We start from the raw sequence: 15,501 nt of genomic DNA, 5'->3' as shown, positions 1-15,501 counted from the left end.
CGAGATGTTTTTCCGCGAGCGCGCGGTCAGAGCAGCTCGACGATGGTGGCGTTGGCCATGCCGCCGCCCTCGCACATGGTCTGCAGGCCGTAGCGGATCCCGTTGTCCCGCATGTGCTGCAGCATCGTGGTCATGATCCGGGCGCCGGAGCCACCGAGCGGATGGCCGAGGGCGATCGCCCCGCCCCGGGGGTTGAGTCGCTCCGGGTCCGCCTCGGTCTCCGCCAGCCAGGCGAGCGGCACCGGGGCGAACGCCTCGTTCACCTCGTACACCCCGATCTCCTCGATGCCCAGCCCCGCGCGACGCAGCGCCTTCGCGGTGGCCGGGATCGGCGCGGTGAGCATGGTGACCGGATCGTCGGCGGCGACCACGGCGGTGTGGATCCGGGCCAGCGGGCGCAGGCCGTGCCTGCTGGCCCACTCGGCGGTGGTCACCGCGAGCGCCGCGGCGCCGTCGGAGATCTGGGACGCCGACCCGGCGGTCACCACCCCGTCGGCGCGGAACGGGGTGGACAGCTCGCCGAGCTTGTCCAACGACGTGTCCCGACGGATGCCCTGGTCGGCGGCGAACGTGCCGCCGTCGCCGAGGGGCACGGGCGCCACCTCTGGGTCGAAGGCGCCCGCGTCCTGCGCGGCGGCCGCCTTCTCGTGGCTGGCCAGTGCGAATTCGTCGAGCTGGGTACGCGAGAAGCGCCACCGCCGGGCGATCAGCTCGGCTCCCACCCCCTGGTTGAACGGCAACGGCGCGTCGTCGGCGAAACCCTCGACGCCCCGGTAGCGGGCCCGGAGCTGGTCGCTGAACGGCATGCCGCCCGCCACGCTGGAGCCCATCGGCACCCGGGTCATCGACTCCACGCCACCGGCGACCACCAGGTCGGCCTGGCCGGAGAGGACCGTCGCGGCGGCGAAGTGCAGCGCCTGCTGGCTGGAGCCGCACTGCCGGTCCAGCGTGGTGCCGGGCACCGTCTCGGGCCAGCCGGCGGCGAGCACGCCGTTGCGGGCGATGTTCCAGGACTGCTCGCCGACCTGGGAGACGCAGCCCCAGAAGACGTCGTCCACCAGTGTCGGGTCGAGGCCGGCGCGCTCGGCGAGGGCGCGCAGCACGTGCGCCGAGAGGTCGACGGGATGGACGCCAGCGAGGCTGCCCCCGCGCCGACCGACCGGGGTGCGCACCGCACCGACGATGACAGCGTCACTCATGTTTACTCCCCGGTAACCTGGGCTGTCCCGATCCTACGTCGTCCGTGGGCCGGGCCGACCGGAGCCGGGGCCCGTCCCCCTGGCCGGTGTGCGGCCGGCTGCGGGCCGCCGTCGGGATGCCGGGATCGGACGACCGCTGGCATGCTGGGCGGGTGGAGATCTCCCCGGGGCGGCAGTGGCGGGTGCCGGCGACCCTGCCGGCGGCGAAGCTGGTCGGCGCGGCCCTGCTGGTCGCGCTCGGGTTGCTGTTCGCCGACGGCGACCCGGTACGGCTGGTGCTGGCCATCCTGGCCGCCGCCGCACTGGCCGGCTGGGCGGTACGCGACCTGGTCGCGCCGGTCCGCCTGGCGGTGGACCCGACGGGGCTCACCGTCATCCACGGGTTCGCCGGGCGTCGGCTGCTGCCCTGGTCGACGGTCGAGGCGATCAGCGTGGAGCGTCGTCCACGGCTGGGGCTGACCAGCGAGATGCTGGAGATCGACGCGGGCGATTCGTTGCACCTCTTCGGCCGGTACGACCTGGGCACCACCCCGGAGGAGGCGGCCTCCATGCTGCGCGCCGCCCGTCCCCGCGTCTGACACGACCCGCCGCGTCCGACGGCGCTCGGTCAGCCGAGCAGCTGCGACGTCCGGAACAGGACCAGACCGAGCAGGATCAGCAGGATGACCGCAGCGCCGGCGGCCTGGACCAACGTGCGTCGGCCGCGTGGCGCGTACGCGAGCACCAGCGCCATCGCGGCACCGACCACCAGGCCACCCAGGTGCCCGGGAATGGAGATGCCCGGCACGGCCACCGTGAACACCAGGTTGATCACCAGGAGCGGGACGATCCGGGAGATGTCGCGGCCCAGTTTGCGCTCGATGATGAGCAGCGCGGCGAACAGGCCGAAGACGGCGGTCGACGCGCCGACGGTGGCCGCGTTCTGGGCGCTGAACACGTAGGCGGCCACGTTGCCGCCGAGACCCGCGATCAGGTAGAGCGCGGCGAAACGCACCCGGCCGAGGTTGGCCTCCAGGGACCGGCCGAGCACCCACAGCGCCCACATGTTGAGCAGCAGGTGAATCACGCCGTAGTGCAGGAACATCGCCGTGACCAGGCGGTACCACTGGCCCTGGGCGATCCCGCCGAGCGTGCCGTCCGGGAGGACCGCCAGCCCGAGCACCGAACCCCAGTTGGTCAGCGGCGTGTTGTCGCCCATCAGGCCGCCGAAGCCCGAGCCGCCCACCGCCGCGTTCCCACCCCGAGCGGAGGCGATGGAGAGCAGCAGGAGCAGCACGTTCAACGCGATCAGCGCCTTGGTGACGTAGCCGTGCCGGCCGGCCGTACCGCCACCGAAGGCGGTACGCGCCGGCCGGATGCTGCGACGGCCCTCGTCGACGCACTCCGGGCACTGGTGCCCGACGGACGCCTCCCGCATGCAGTCCGGGCAGATCGGCCGGTCGCAGCGGCTGCACCGGACGTAGGTCTCCCGGCCGGGGTGCCGGTAGCAGACGGGGGTGGTCGGCGGCGACTCACTCACCGGGCCGACCCTCCGTCCGCCACCGTGCGGCCCACCGGCACCAGCCGGTGCGGTGATCCGGTGCGCTCAATCATGCGAGCAAAGGTACCTCGCCGGTCGATCAGGCAGCAGACCGCTCGATCTCGACCCGCTCGATGACGACGTCCTGGAGGGGACGGTCGCTCGGGCCGGTCGGGGTGCTCGCGATCGAGTCGACGACCTTCACCGACGCCTCGTCGGCGACCTGGCCGAAGATGGTGTGCCGGTTGTTGAGGTGCGGCGTCGGCGAGACGGTGATGAAGAACTGCGAACCGTTGGTGCCCGGTCCGGCGTTCGCCATCGCCAGCAGGTACGGCCGGTCGAAGCGCAGCTCCGGGTGGAACTCGTCGGCGAACTTGTAGCCCGGTCCACCCCGGCCGGTGCCCGTCGGGTCGCCCATCTGGACCATGAAACCGCTGATCACGCGGTGCGAGACGGTTCCGTCGTAGTAGGGGCCACTTCCCGGCTGACCGGTGCGCGGGTCGGTGTACTCCCGGTTGCCCTCGGCCAGGTCGACGAAGTTGCGAACCGTCTTCGGCGCGTGGTTTTCGAAGAGCTCCAGCCGGATCGGGCCAGCGTTGGTGTGCAGGGTGGCGTAGACAGCCTCGGCCACGGGTACTCCCTCACTCGTTGGTCAGTTCCATGCGGATCCTCCCATGTGCCCGATCTGGCATCGCGGAGGCATCCGTTGGTGGAGGATGACGAAGGAACAACTCCCAGGAGGTAGGACCGTGTTTGGAATCGGGCGGCGTAAGTCCCAGGGGCAGCAGGCCTTGGCCGAGCTGAACCAGAGCATCAGCCACCTGGTGCAGGCAGCCAATCACGCCGCCAAGGGCGCCGGCGAATCCGTCGGCCCGCGGGTCCAGGTGGCCCGGGGCTACGTCGGCCCCGCTGCGGCGAGGGCTCGCGACCGGGCGTCGACCGGCTGGGGGACGACACTCACCACGCTGGCACCACTGGCCGCGGCGGCCCGTGACGGCGCCGCGCAGGCAGGGCCGCTCACCAGGAAGGCCAAGTCGAAGACCATGCGGATCACCGTCAAGAAGAAGCCGCCGCGCCGTCGCGGCTCGATGATGACCGGCCTGCTGGCTGCGGGCGCGATCGCCGGCCTGGCCGGCGCCGTCGCCCTGCGCCGTCGTCGGGAGCAGCAGGAGTGGGCCGAGTACGACCCGACCCGCACCCTGGAGCCGATGCGCGACGAGGTGGACTCGATCGAGGTACGGACCCAGTCCGCCGCCAGCAAGGGGACCGACGGTTCCGCCATGACCGGTGTGGCCGGTGTGACCGGTGCCGGCAGTTCCGCGGTGGTCGGCGGCGACAGCGCCAGCACCACCGGTACGGCCAACCCGACGGCCGTCCACCCCACCGACAAGGTCCCGTCGGTTGCCGAGGGTGCCAAGGACGTCTCCGGCCGCCCGGCCGACGACCTCACCAAGGCGTTGGGCAAGGACACCGCCCGCACCAACGGCCGCCGCTGACCCCAGCGGCAGCGCGCCAGGCGCCGGCGACGCGGGGGTTCCCCGCCCGCCGGCGCTTCCGCGTGGTCGGTCAGAGCCAGCCGTTGCGGCGGAACCAGCGGTAGAGGGCCAGTGAGGCGCCGAGCATGAGAGCCAGGACGACGGGATAGCCGTACGTCATCTTCAGCTCGGGCATGTTCTCGAAGTTCATCCCGTAGACGCCGGCGATGGCGGTCCACACCGCGGCGATACCGGCCCAGGCGGCGATCTTGCGCATGTCGTTGTTCTGGTCGACGGAGACCTGGGCCAACCGCGCCTGCAGGATCGAGTTGAGCAGGTCGTCGTAAGAGTTGACCTGCTCGACGGTGCGGCTCAGGTGATCCTGCACGTCCCGGAAGTAGCGCCGGATCTCCTTGGGCACGTCCCGGTTGACCTGGGAGGTCAACGTCATGAGCGGCCGCTGCAGGGGAACCACCGCCCGCTTGAACTCCACCAGCTCCCGCTTCATCTGGTAGATCCGTTGGATCCGCCCGTGGCTGTTGCGGTCGAAGACCTCGGCCTCCAGCACGTCCAGGTCGTCCTCGAGCTGGTCGGCGACCTCCAGGTAGAGGTCCACCACGCGGTCGGTCACCCCGTACGCCACCGCCCAGGGGCCATTGAGCAGCAACTCCTGCTTCGTCTCCAGGTCGGCACGGACCGGGGACAGCCGGCAGGCGTCCCCGTGCCGGACACTGATCAGGAAGTTCGGGCCGATGAAGAGCATCACCTGGCCGGTCTCCACGACGTCGGAGTTCTCGGTCAGCTCGGCGTGCTCGCAGTAGCGGGCGGTGCGCAGCACCAGGAAGCTGACGTCACCGAACCGCTCCAGCTTGGGGCGCTGCTCGGCCTTGACCGCGTCCTCCACGGCAAGCTCGTGCAGCCCGTACGTCTCCGCGATGGCGGTCATCTCGGCCAGCTCGGGCTGGTGCAGCCCGATCCAGACGAAGCCGTTCTCGGCACGGCGCGCGGCGGTCAGCGCCTCGGCGTACGTCCACTCGCCGGGCTGCCGCTTGCCGTCGACGTAGAGCGCGCAGTCGACCACTCCGCTGCGCCCGGTGTCGGTGGGGGTCGGCTCGGGCGGCGAGTCGTCGGTGTTGAGTATCCGGGTCATCGCCCGGACCGGGGACGGCCATGCGCGGGGTCGGAGCCCCCGACCGCTGTTCAACGGCGTCCGGCCCCGCTCTTCCTGCTCCGTCATCGTGCCACCTCCCCGCGCTCGACTGCGGCTTGCAGGCTACGCCGGCAGCGGCCGAGGGCACGGGTGACGGCGGTCGCACTCGGGTGGCGCCGGGCGGGCCGGGCCGCATCGGGGGGTGCGGGGACGACACGGCCCACCCGGCACCCTTTTGGGGGCGGGGGTTGTGCTGCGCGCGTCACCTGGAGCAACGGAGGGCCGGGCGGGACATCCGTTGCCACTGATGAGTGACGCTCGCAGCATTGTGAGCCGCCGGCCGCCCGGGCGGGAGTCCCAGAACGGCCGGCGTCGCCATTTTGTCGGAAATCCGACAGAATCAGCGTCGTACGGCCGCTGCGGCCGCCGCCAGACGGCGAACACCCTCGTCGATCCGATCGGCAGTCACCGCCGAGAAGGCAAGCCGTAGGGCGTGCCGCCCGCCCTCCACCACGAAGTCGCTGCCCTTGACCACGGCGACCCCCCGCTCGGCAGCCGCCGGGGCGAGCTCGTCGACCAGCACGTCCTCTCCGAACTCCACCCAGAGGAAGTAGCCGCCGTCGGGCTCCACGAACCGCACCTGCGGCAGATGCCGGCGCAGCGACTCGGCGAGCACCTGAGCCCGCTCACCCAACGCCGCCCGAACGGTCTCGATCGATCGGTCGATGTCGCCGGAGACGCAGAACTGGTGCACGATCGCCTGGGACACCATGCCGGGCGAAATGTAGAGGCTGGTCGCGTTCTTGGCGATGTCGCCGATCAGGTCCGGCGAGCCGACCAGATATCCCACCCGCACACCGGGGCAGACCGTCTTGGTGAAGCTCGACGCGTGCACCACCACGTTGCGGGTGTCCAGCGAGAGCATCGACGGCAGGGCCTCGCCGCGGAACCGGATGTCCGCGTACGGGTCGTCCTCGAAGATCGTGAACTCGTACTCGGCGGCCAGGTCGAGCAACTCCCGGCGCTTCTCCAGCGAGAGCGTCACGCCGGCCGGGTTCTGGTAGTTCGGGATGACGTGCGCGAGCCGCGGCCGCACCCCGGACTCCAGCAGCTTGCGCAGCTCGGCAGTGTCCAGGCCGTCCGGCTGCACCGGGACGCCGTGCAACTCGCTGCCCATCCGCTGCAGGTTGAGCAGCGTCCGGTCGTACGTCGGGCGCTCCACCACCACCGCGTCGCCGGGGCGGACCAGGTGGTCGAAGAGGAACGCGTCGGCCTGGAGCGAACCGTTGGTGACCAGCACCTGGTCGGCCCCGACCCCGTGCTTCTCGGCGATCCAGTTCCGCAGTGGCACGTAGCCGACGGAGGTGCCGTACGCCGTGACCCCTGCGGGGTCGGCGTCGAATGCGCGGACGGCGGCGGCCTTGAGCCCCTCGACATCGACGATGTCCAGCGAGGGAGCCCCACGGGCGAAGGAGATCAGCTGCTCGGCGGTCATGGATGTTGAGCGTACGGGCGGCGACGGGGGGCGCGCGGACGGCACGACGATGTCCGCATCCTGAGCCACCGGGTCGGGTGACCCGATTCCACCGGACGGCGGCAGATCAGACCCGAAGGGCGAGCGAGTCGTGCCGCGTCACCCGGGAAAGCCCCGGTCGACGTAGGACCGACACGCCACGATCGGGCCGCGGTCAGGTGGCCACCACTGCCTGGCTCTCCGCCCAGACCCGCATGATGTCCCGCACCGAGATCACACCGGCAACCTCGCGGCCGTCCAGCACCACAAGGTGCCGAAACCCACCCCGGGCCATCGCCGCGGCCGCCTCGGCAACCGTCCACTCCGGCGCGGCGTAGACAACCTCCCAGGTCAGATGGGCGCTGGTGCGTTCCACGTCGCAGTCCAGGCCTGCGCCAATGGCCTTCAACACGTCGCGTTCGGTCATGATCCCGACCCCCTCGGAGTCCGGGTCGATCACGACCGCCGACCCGACACCGCGGGCCGACATCATCCGGGCCGCCTGGCGGAGCGTGTGCTCCGGACCGACGACGAGGACCTGGCTGGACATCGCTTCCCGTACCTGCATCACGCATCACTCCTGTGGGACGGTGGCATCCGGTACGAACATGGTGGTCCGTGGATGTTTCCGGAACAAGACCGGGCGTGGTCACGGCACCGGGCCGCTCGCTACTGTCGGACGGTGTCCACCGAGCCCCTGCGCTGTGCCGGCGCGCTGATCGTCGACCACAACGGCCGCATCTTCTTCCAGCGCCGGTCGCCGCACCGACGGCTCTTCCCCAACTGCTGGGACATCGTCGGTGGCCACCTGGAGCCGGGCGAGGAGATCGACGAGGCGCTGCGCCGCGAGGTCACCGAGGAGACGGGCTGGACCTTGTCGCACGTGCTCGGCCAGGTGGGCGAATACCGGTACGTCGGCGACGACGGCCTGGCCCGGATCGAGTACGACTTCCTGGTCCGGGTGGACGGCGACCTCGACCACCCGACGCTCGAGGCCGGCAAGCACACCGAGTACCGCTGGCTCGCCGAACACGAGGTTCCCGTGCTCGACGAGCACCGCGACGTCAACGACGGGATGATCCGGCGGCTCGCCGAGGAGGGCTTCGCCGTCCTCCGGTCGATCGGTCTGTGAACGCCGTCCAACTGGCGCCCTACCGGATCGCCGGGCTGCTCGCCCCGGCCGTGGACCGGGTCTTCCGCGCCGGCATGCTGGCCGGCCGCGACGGTGGCGGCGCCGAACTGAGCCAGCGGTACGGCGGGCTGCCGGCCACCGGCTTCCTCGTCGACCTGCGCACCCGGCTGGCCGCGCCCGGTGGCACGGTCGACGGGCCGGGGTTCGCGGCGATCACCCGGTACCACGACCCGGCCGCCTGCCAACGGAGCGTGGACAAACAGGTGGCGCACGGAATGCTGCACCGCGGCCCGGGCGGCGCGCTGTCCGCCACCGAACGGGGTACGGCCTTCCTCGCCGAGCTGTACCAGGTGCACGCCGAGGTCACCGAGGAGCTGTGGACCGGGCACGACGAGCGGGTGTCCCGGCTGGTGTCAGCGCTCGGCCGGCTCCTCGCGTACGCCCTGGTGCTCGCCGAGGAGGAACGGGACGGGAGCGGTTCGGCCTTCGCCGCGACGGCGCCTCCGTACGAGCCGGACGGCACCGGATCGGGCGTGCTGCTGCTCAACCGACTGGGCACGCTGCGCTACCACCGGGCCGACGCGCACGCCGCCGCCTGGGCCGCCGCCGGGCACAGCGCGTCGAGCATCGCCGCTCTGCCCGCCGGCCCCGAGCGGCTCGCCATCGAGTTGGAGACCGACCGCCGGGCGGCCGGCCCGTACGCCGCGCTCAGCGCCGAGGAGCGGCTGACCATGCTCGCCGACCTGGCGGCGTTGCCCGGCTGACCGGTTGGCCGGAGCGGCGCCGCCACCCGGCGCTATCCTCCACCGGTGACGGGGAGCAGGACGAGGGAGAGTGTGCCGATGATCGGGATGGTGCTCGCAGCAGGGGCCGGGCGCCGGCTGCGCCCGTACACCGACACCCTGCCCAAGGCGTTGGTGCCGGTGGACGGCGACACGACGATCCTGGACATCGCGCTGGGCAACCTGGCCGAGGTCGGGCTCACCGACATCGTGATCGTGGTCGGCTACGCGGCGGAAGCGGTCCGCGAGCGGCAGGCCGACCTGGAGAAGCGGTACGGCGTCACCCTCACCCTCGTCCACAACGACAAGGCCGAGGAGTGGAACAACGCCTACTCGCTCTGGCTGGCCCGGGAGTACTTCGCCCGCGGTGTGCTGCTGGTCAACGGGGACACCGTGCACCCGGTGAGCATCGAGAAGACCCTGCTGGCCCAGCGCGGCCCGGGCATCCTGCTCGCGGTGGACACCCTCAAGCCGCTGGCCGAGGAGGAGATGAAGACCACCTTCGACGCCGCCGGCCAACTCACCCGGATCACCAAGATCATGGATCCGGGTGAGGCGTACGGGGAGTACATCGGTGCCACGCTGATCGAGCCGCAGGTCGCCGACGCGCTCGCCGACGCCCTGGAGGCAACCTGGCGGCGTGACCCGAACCTCTACTACGAGGACGGTTACCAGGAGTTCTCCGACCGGGGCGGCGAGGTGCGGGCGGCGCCCATCGGCGACGTCCTCTGGGTCGAGGTCGACAACCACGCCGACCTGGCCCGCGCACGGGAGATCGCGTGCCGCTACTAGCCCGTAGCGTACTCACGCCGCTGCACATCGACGTGCGGCGCGGAGCGGTCGCCGACCTGGGGGCGATCCTGGCCGACGGGCGGATCTCCTCCGGCGGTGACGTCGCGGTGGTGGTCGGGCCGGGTCAGGGCGCCCAGATCGCGGAGCTGATCCGACCGTCGCTGCGCTCAGCCGACGTCTTCACCGTCGCAGGGGCGACTCTGGACGCCGCCGACGACCTCGGCGGCAAGCTCCGCGCCCGGTCGTACGACGCGGTCGTCGGAATCGGCGGCGGCAAGACCATCGACGTGGCCAAGTACGCCGCGACCCGCCGAGGGCTTCCGATGGTCTCGGTGGCGACAAGCCTCGCCAACGACGGGATCGGCTCCCCCGTGGCCAGCCTCATCACCGACGGCATCAAGGGCTCCTACGGGGTCCACATCCCGATCGCGGTGATCGTCGACCTGGACTTCGTGGAGAGTGGCCCGGACCGGCACAACCGGGCCGGCATCGGTGACGTGGTCAGCAACATCAGCGCGTTGGCCGACTGGGAGCTGGCCCGCCGGGTACGCGGCGAGCCGGTCGACGGGCTCGCCGCCTCGCTCTCGCGGGCGGGTGCCGAAGCGGTGCTCAACCACCCGGGCGACATGTCAGACGACGCCTTCGTCACCGTGCTGGCCGAGGCGCTGATCTCCAGCGGTCTGGCGATGGCGGTCGACGGCACGAGCCGGCCGTGCAGCGGCGGCTGCCACGAGATCATGCACGCGGTCGACGCGCTCTTTCCCGGCACCGCCTCGCACGGCGAGCTGGCCGGGCTCGGTGCGCTGTTCTGCACCTGGCTGCGCGGGGATCTGCGTCGCTTCGGGGAGATGTCGGCCTGCCTCGCACGGCACGGTCTGCCCCGGCTCCCCGCCGAGGTGGGGCTCACCGACGACCAGTTCGTCGAGGCGGTGCAGTTCGCGCCGCGCACCCGGCCGGACCGGTACACCATCCTCGAACACCTGGCCCTGTCGCCTACCGAGACGCGGGGGCGGCTGGCAGACTACGCCGGTGCAATCCGCGACCACCTTGGCTGACCCCCGTCCCACCGTCGCCGACTTCCACCGGGTGAACCGGGGCGGCGGCCTGTTCAGCGAGTCGATCAGCCAGTGGCTGGGAGCGGTCTTCGCGCTGGTCGCCCAGCGGCTCGGGTTGCGTCCGACCGCACTGACCCTCACCAACCTGGTGCTCGGGCTGGCCACCTCGATCACGGTGGTGGCGCTGGCCGGCCCGGTCGCCGCCGGTGACGTACCCGCCTGGGTGGTCGGCCTGCTCGCCCTGGTCGGCTGGCAGGTGGCGTACTCCCTGGACTGCGCGGACGGGCAGTTGGCGCGGGTGACCGACCAGCGCAGCGCGGCCGGCGCCCGGATCGACGTGCTCTGCGACGTGGCCGCGCAGATCGCCCTGGTGGCCGCACTGGCCGCCACCGCGGTGGCGCAGGAACCGTCGACGCCGACCTGGCTGGTGGCGACCTTCGCCGGCACCTGGATGGTCAACCTGGTCACCTCGGTGATGCAGGCCGGCCCGAACGCGGCCAGCATGGTCACCTCGACCTCGCTGCCGGTCCGCCTGGCGAAGCTGGTCCGCGACTACGGCGCGGTGATCTTCGTGGCGGCTCTGGTGCTGGCCGTGGCCCCCGCGCTGGTCCTCTGGGTGGTCGTCGCGTTCACCATCGTCAACGGCGGCTTCCTGCTCGCGAGCATCGCCTTCTCCGCCCGCGCCTCCCTGCGCTGACCCACGATCGGACGCCGCAGACCGTTGCCGGTGGTGCGCTCCGGCCGGACGATCCGCTGCGCGGCCGCCCACCCGGTCACGATCACGCTCGATCCAGGTAACAGTGGCCTCGGAGCGATCGGATGCCACTGTTTCCAGGATCGAGCGCGATCTTGTGTGCCGGCCACGAGCCGGTCGGCCGGGGTCAGGTGCGGTGGTCGGGGGTGCGGGACACGCCGGCGTAGATGTCGAGGAGGCGTTTGGTGACCACGTCGGGATGGAAGGTCCGCTCGTAGCGGAGCCGGGCGGGCGCGGCGAGCGCGGCGGCGCCGGCCCGGGCGACCGGCAGAGCCGCGGCAAGTGCGGCCGGCTCCGGCGGCACCACCCAGCCGGCGGTCCCGACGACCACTCCCGCCTGCGGCGACACCGGCGCACCCCCGGCGACGGCCGAGGCGACCTCGGCCGGTCCGGTGCCGGCGGGTTCGCGGGGGCCGTCCGCGCCGAGCAGGTACGGGATGCCGCCCAGCGCGGTGCCGAGCACCGGACGGCCACTGGCCAGCGCCTCGATGATCACGGTCGGCAGCACGTCGTGCCACATCGAGGCGGCGATCACGACGGCGCTCGCCTCGACCGCGGCCCGCACTCCGGCCCGGTCGAGCTGACCCAGGTAGACCACGTCGGGTCGCTCGGCGGCGGCGGCCTCCACCAGCGGGCGGAGTTCGCCGTCACCGGCCACGCGCAGGGTGCCGAGTGTGCCCACCGGGTGCCGACGCCAGGCATCCAGCAGCAGGTCGACGCCCTTCTCGGGGGAGAGCCGGGCCATGTAGAGGAAGCCGTCACCGAGTGGAGCGGGTCGGCCCGGGTCGGGTACAGCGTTCGGCTTGACCACGATCCGTTCGTCCGGAATGCCGTATTCGCGAAGGTGGTCGGCGATCGCCGTGGTGAGCGCGACGTACCGGTCCACCGAGCGCCACGTGCCCCGGTGCACGGCCAGGGTGGTCGCCATCAGTGCGCTCTGCGCCGCCGAGTCGCGGTAGCACCGGTGCCGGATCGCCGGCACGCCCAGCGCCCGACCCTTGCAGTCCTGGCAGATCACCCCGTCGCGGAAGTAGATCCCCGAGGAGCAGACCTGCCGGTAGTTGTGCACCGTCTGCACCACCGGCACGCCGTGCCGGTGCGCGGTCCGCACCACCCAGGGCGACAGCAGGGGGTACGGGTTGTGCAGGTGCAGCGCGTCCGGCCGGTGCTCGGTGAGCAGCCGGCTCAAATCGTGCTGGGCGCGCGGCGCCCAGATCGGCGAGATCGGCAGCAGCGCCTTGGCCGCCTTCGACATCGACGGGATCTCGTCCGAACTGCGGAGAAACGGCAACACCTCGACACCGGCGGCGGTGAGCTGAGCGATCTCCGAGTCGACGATCGTGTTCTCACCGGAGGGCTGGGCCTCCCGGTACCGGTTGTGCGCCACCACGATTCTCACGGAAGGAAAGGCTACCGTTGTGCGGTGCCCGAACTACCGGAGGTTGAGGCGCTCGCGGGTTACCTGCGGCAGCGCGCGGTGGGGCGGCGTGTCGACCGGCTGGAGATCGCCGCGATCAGCGCCCTGAAGACGTACGACCCGGCACCGTCCGCGGTCGCCGGTCGGGCGGTGGTCGACGCCCGCCGGCACGGCAAGTTCCTCGACGTGCTGTTCGAGGGTGACCTGCACCTGGTGGTCCACCTCGCGCGGGCGGGCTGGCTGCACTACCGGGAGGCGTTTCCGGCCACCACCCCGCTGCGCCCCGGCAAGGGTCCGATCGCGGTACGGGTCCGCCTCGACGATGGCTCCGGCTTCGACCTCACCGAGGCCGGCACGCAGAAGAAGCTGGCCGCGTACCTGGTCACCGACCCGACGACGGTGCCCGGGGTCGCCAAGCTGGGCCCGGACGCGCTCGCCGCCGACCTGCCCACGTTCGCCGAGCGGTTGCGCAGCCGCCGCGGGCAGGTCAAGGGGGTGCTGACCGACCAGTCGGTGCTGGCCGGGGTGGGCAACGCGTACTCCGACGAGATCCTGCACGAGGCCAAGCTGTCCCCGTTCGCGATCACCGACCGTCTCACCGAGGCCCAACTCGCCACCCTGCACGCGGCCACCCGGCAGGTGCTCGGCGACGCGGTCACACGGTCCTCCGGGCAGCGGGCCGCGGAGCTGAAGGGCGAGAAACGCTCCGGGCTGAAGGTGCACGCCCGCACCGGGTTGCCCTGCCCGGTGTGTGGCGACACCGTACGGGAGGTGTCCTTCGCCGACTCCAGCCTCCAGTACTGCCCGACCTGCCAGACCGGCGGCAAACCCCTGGCTGACCGACGGTTGTCTCGACTCGTACGGTGAGTAATTCCACTCGTCGACTACGGAGCGGAATCGACCTGAGTGAGCCGAAGCTCCGGTCCACCGTTCTCGCCATGCGCGCATCCATCGGTATAGTGGCCCGGTCCCCGGCTTCTGAAATGGTGCGGAAGTCGGCCAGATCCCGCCGGCACCATCGGTCGCCAATCTCCTTCGGGGCTGCGACCGGTCGGAGCCCGCGTGGGAGACTGGGACGGTGGGCGACCCGGGCCCTCACGCCGAGTGAGCGGCCCGAGTCATGCGGGAGGACATGGGTGAGGTGACGGCAAGCCTCCAGCGCCCGGTATCCAACGAAGGCCGGAGCAGACTCGTGCGGCACGTCGACAGCTTCGAGATCCAGCCGCCGACGCCGCCGTCACACAACGGCGTCCCCCGGTCGGCGTGGACCAGGGCGCGACGTCGTGTCTCCCGCTGGCACCGCCCCTACATCGCGACCCTCCTGTTGCTCGACTTCGCCGCAGCGGCGTTCGCCAGTTGGATCGCGATCCAGCTCTTCGACCAGGCCGCCTCCGGTTTCAGCGGCACCCAGCAGGACCCGACCTGGTTCCACACCGTCTCCTACCTGCTGCTTCCGCTCGGCTGGGTGGTCATCCTCTGGAGCAACAGGGCGTACGACCGGCGCTACCTGGGGCTCGGCCCGGACGAGTTCAAACGTGTGATCCGGGCCTCGGTGACGGTGGCCGCGAGCGTCTCCTTCCTCGCGTTCTCCACCGTGACCCAGCTGTCCCGGTTCACCGTGGGCACAGCGCTGGTCGGTGCGACGCTGTTGATCCTCTGGGGTCGTTTCGTGGCCCGCTGGGCACTGCACTACATCCGTCGGCGGGCTGGCCAGGCCGCGCACCGGATGGTGCTGGTCGGCACCCTGCCGGAGTGCCTGGAGGTCTACGCGGCGGTCACCCGCAGCCCCAACGCCGGCCTGGTGCCGGTCGCCATCCACATCACCGACGGGTACGCGGCGGCCCGGGGAATGCCGACCCCGGTGCCGGTGCACGCCGGCCGGGACGTGCTGGCCCTGGTGCGGGAGGTCGGCGGGGACACCATCGCGGTCTGCGGCTCGGCCAGCGCCGAGCCGGGCGAGCTGCGCCGGCTGGCCTGGCAACTGGAGGGCTCCGGAGTCGACCTGGTGGTCGCTCCGCAGCTGACCGACATCGCCGGCCCCCGGGTGCACATCCGGCCGATCGAGGGTCTGCCGCTGCTGTACGTCGAGGAGCCGACCCTGTCCGGGCCGGCGCTGCTGGCCAAGAACCTGCTGGACCGGGTCGCGGCCGGGCTCGGTCTGCTGCTGCTGGTCCCGCTCTTCCTCTCCGTCGCCGTGGCGATCCGGATCTCCGACACCGGGCCGGTCTTCTTCCGCCAGCCCCGGGTCGGGCACGAGGGGCGCACCTTCCGGGTGTGGAAGTTCCGGACCATGTACGTCGATGCCGAGGACCGACTCGCCAGCCTGGTCGACCACAACGAGACCGACGGCATGCTGTTCAAGATGAAGGAGGACCCGCGGGTCTTCCCGGTGGGCCGTTTCCTGCGGGCCTCGTCCCTGGACGAGCTGCCACAGCTGATCAATGTGCTCTGGGGTGAGATGTCGCTGGTCGGGCCCCGCCCGCTGCCCGCGGACGACGGTGACTTCCTGGGCGACGTACGCCGCCGGCTGCTGGTCCGCCCCGGCATGACCGGCCTCTGGCAGGTGTCCGGGCGCTCCGACCTGTCCTGGGACGAGTCCGTCCGACTGGACCTCTACTACGTCGACAACTGGTCGCTGGCGTACGACCTGAGCATCCTGTGGCGCACCGTCGGAGTGGTGCTCGCCCGCAAGGGTGCCTACTAGGGGGTTGGC

16 protein-coding genes are annotated in these 15,501 nt (G+C 71.6%); 9 read left to right on the top strand and 7 right to left on the bottom strand.

Annotation, left to right across the window (positions count from 1 at the left end; translation table 11 throughout):
• Window positions 1-26: 26 nt before the first annotated feature.
• Window positions 27-1,199 carry a thiolase family protein gene (locus ACLJN9_RS09430; RefSeq protein ID WP_410810721.1) on the bottom strand — a complete coding sequence of 391 codons (1,173 nt, stop codon included), beginning with the start codon at window positions 1,197-1,199 and terminating at the stop codon, window positions 27-29.
• A gap of 116 nt (window positions 1,200-1,315) precedes the next feature.
• Between ACLJN9_RS09430 and ACLJN9_RS09425 the strand changes: the two genes are divergently transcribed.
• Complete coding sequence (locus ACLJN9_RS09425; RefSeq protein WP_410810819.1) at window positions 1,316-1,777, top strand: PH domain-containing protein; 462 nt, start codon at window positions 1,316-1,318, stop codon at window positions 1,775-1,777.
• Between the two features lie 29 nt (window positions 1,778-1,806).
• Here ACLJN9_RS09425 and ACLJN9_RS09420 read toward each other — a convergent pair whose 3' ends face one another.
• Complete coding sequence (locus tag ACLJN9_RS09420; protein WP_410810720.1) at window positions 1,807-2,718, bottom strand: rhomboid family intramembrane serine protease; 912 nt, start codon at window positions 2,716-2,718, stop codon at window positions 1,807-1,809.
• A 100-nt stretch (window positions 2,719-2,818) separates the two neighbouring features.
• Complete coding sequence (locus ACLJN9_RS09415) at window positions 2,819-3,349, bottom strand: peptidylprolyl isomerase (protein ID WP_410810719.1); 531 nt, start codon at window positions 3,347-3,349, stop codon at window positions 2,819-2,821.
• Between the two features lie 85 nt (window positions 3,350-3,434).
• On the opposite strand from ACLJN9_RS09415, the gene ACLJN9_RS09410 reads away from it, so the two are divergent.
• Window positions 3,435-4,214: a hypothetical protein gene (locus ACLJN9_RS09410; protein WP_410810718.1), complete on the top strand. Its 780-nt coding sequence runs from the start codon at window positions 3,435-3,437 to the stop codon at window positions 4,212-4,214.
• Between the two features lie 70 nt (window positions 4,215-4,284).
• Here the strand turns inward: ACLJN9_RS09410 and corA are convergent, their stop codons facing one another.
• The 3 genes from corA to ACLJN9_RS09395 form a co-directional block, all read right to left on the bottom strand.
• Window positions 4,285-5,343, bottom strand: coding sequence for a magnesium/cobalt transporter CorA (gene corA / locus ACLJN9_RS09405; RefSeq protein WP_410810818.1), 1,059 nt, complete (start codon window positions 5,341-5,343; stop codon window positions 4,285-4,287).
• A 400-nt stretch (window positions 5,344-5,743) separates the two neighbouring features.
• Entirely contained in the window at window positions 5,744-6,838 is a 1,095-nt protein-coding gene (locus ACLJN9_RS09400) for a PLP-dependent aminotransferase family protein (protein WP_410810717.1), read from the bottom strand.
• A 193-nt stretch (window positions 6,839-7,031) separates the two neighbouring features.
• Window positions 7,032-7,424: a cyclic nucleotide-binding/CBS domain-containing protein gene (locus tag ACLJN9_RS09395; RefSeq protein ID WP_410810716.1), complete on the bottom strand. Its 393-nt coding sequence runs from the start codon at window positions 7,422-7,424 to the stop codon at window positions 7,032-7,034.
• 114 nt (window positions 7,425-7,538) lie between these two features.
• On the opposite strand from ACLJN9_RS09395, the gene ACLJN9_RS09390 reads away from it, so the two are divergent.
• From ACLJN9_RS09390 to ACLJN9_RS09370, 5 genes are all read left to right on the top strand, one after another.
• The gene (locus tag ACLJN9_RS09390) at window positions 7,539-7,988 is read left to right on the top strand and encodes an NUDIX hydrolase (protein ID WP_410810715.1); all 450 of its coding nucleotides are present in this window, start codon (window positions 7,539-7,541) and stop codon (window positions 7,986-7,988) included.
• Window positions 7,985-8,752: a hypothetical protein gene (locus tag ACLJN9_RS09385; RefSeq protein ID WP_410810714.1), complete on the top strand. Its 768-nt coding sequence runs from the start codon at window positions 7,985-7,987 to the stop codon at window positions 8,750-8,752. Before ACLJN9_RS09390 ends, ACLJN9_RS09385 begins: the two co-directional genes overlap by 4 nt.
• Before the next feature lie 78 nt (window positions 8,753-8,830).
• The gene (locus tag ACLJN9_RS09380; RefSeq protein WP_410810817.1) at window positions 8,831-9,562 is read left to right on the top strand and encodes a sugar phosphate nucleotidyltransferase; all 732 of its coding nucleotides are present in this window, start codon (window positions 8,831-8,833) and stop codon (window positions 9,560-9,562) included.
• Window positions 9,550-10,617, top strand: coding sequence for an iron-containing alcohol dehydrogenase family protein (locus ACLJN9_RS09375; RefSeq protein ID WP_410810713.1), 1,068 nt, complete (start codon window positions 9,550-9,552; stop codon window positions 10,615-10,617). Before ACLJN9_RS09380 ends, ACLJN9_RS09375 begins: the two co-directional genes overlap by 13 nt.
• Window positions 10,592-11,314: a CDP-alcohol phosphatidyltransferase family protein gene (locus tag ACLJN9_RS09370; RefSeq protein ID WP_410810712.1), complete on the top strand. Its 723-nt coding sequence runs from the start codon at window positions 10,592-10,594 to the stop codon at window positions 11,312-11,314. The genes ACLJN9_RS09375 and ACLJN9_RS09370 overlap by 26 nt, the downstream gene beginning before the upstream one ends.
• Before the next feature lie 184 nt (window positions 11,315-11,498).
• On the opposite strand, the gene ACLJN9_RS09365 is transcribed toward ACLJN9_RS09370, so the two are convergent.
• On the bottom strand, window positions 11,499-12,770 hold the full coding sequence (locus ACLJN9_RS09365; protein ID WP_410810711.1) for a glycosyltransferase: 1,272 nt from the start codon (window positions 12,768-12,770) through the stop codon (window positions 11,499-11,501).
• A gap of 24 nt (window positions 12,771-12,794) precedes the next feature.
• On the opposite strand from ACLJN9_RS09365, the gene ACLJN9_RS09360 reads away from it, so the two are divergent.
• Both ACLJN9_RS09360 and ACLJN9_RS09355 read left to right on the top strand, forming a co-directional pair.
• Window positions 12,795-13,655 (top strand): Fpg/Nei family DNA glycosylase, encoded by an 861-nt coding sequence (locus tag ACLJN9_RS09360; protein WP_410810710.1) that lies wholly within the window; start codon window positions 12,795-12,797, stop codon window positions 13,653-13,655.
• A gap of 265 nt (window positions 13,656-13,920) precedes the next feature.
• Window positions 13,921-15,492: a sugar transferase gene (locus ACLJN9_RS09355; RefSeq protein ID WP_410810816.1), complete on the top strand. Its 1,572-nt coding sequence runs from the start codon at window positions 13,921-13,923 to the stop codon at window positions 15,490-15,492.
• The last annotated feature ends 9 nt before the right edge of the window (window positions 15,493-15,501 follow it).

This window comes from Micromonospora sp. 067-2 (assembly GCF_046549295.1).
In the GTDB taxonomy this organism is placed as follows: domain Bacteria; phylum Actinomycetota; class Actinomycetes; order Mycobacteriales; family Micromonosporaceae; genus Micromonospora.
Note: the sequence above shows the minus strand (reverse complement) of the source record. Positions and strands in the feature narration are given on the sequence as shown.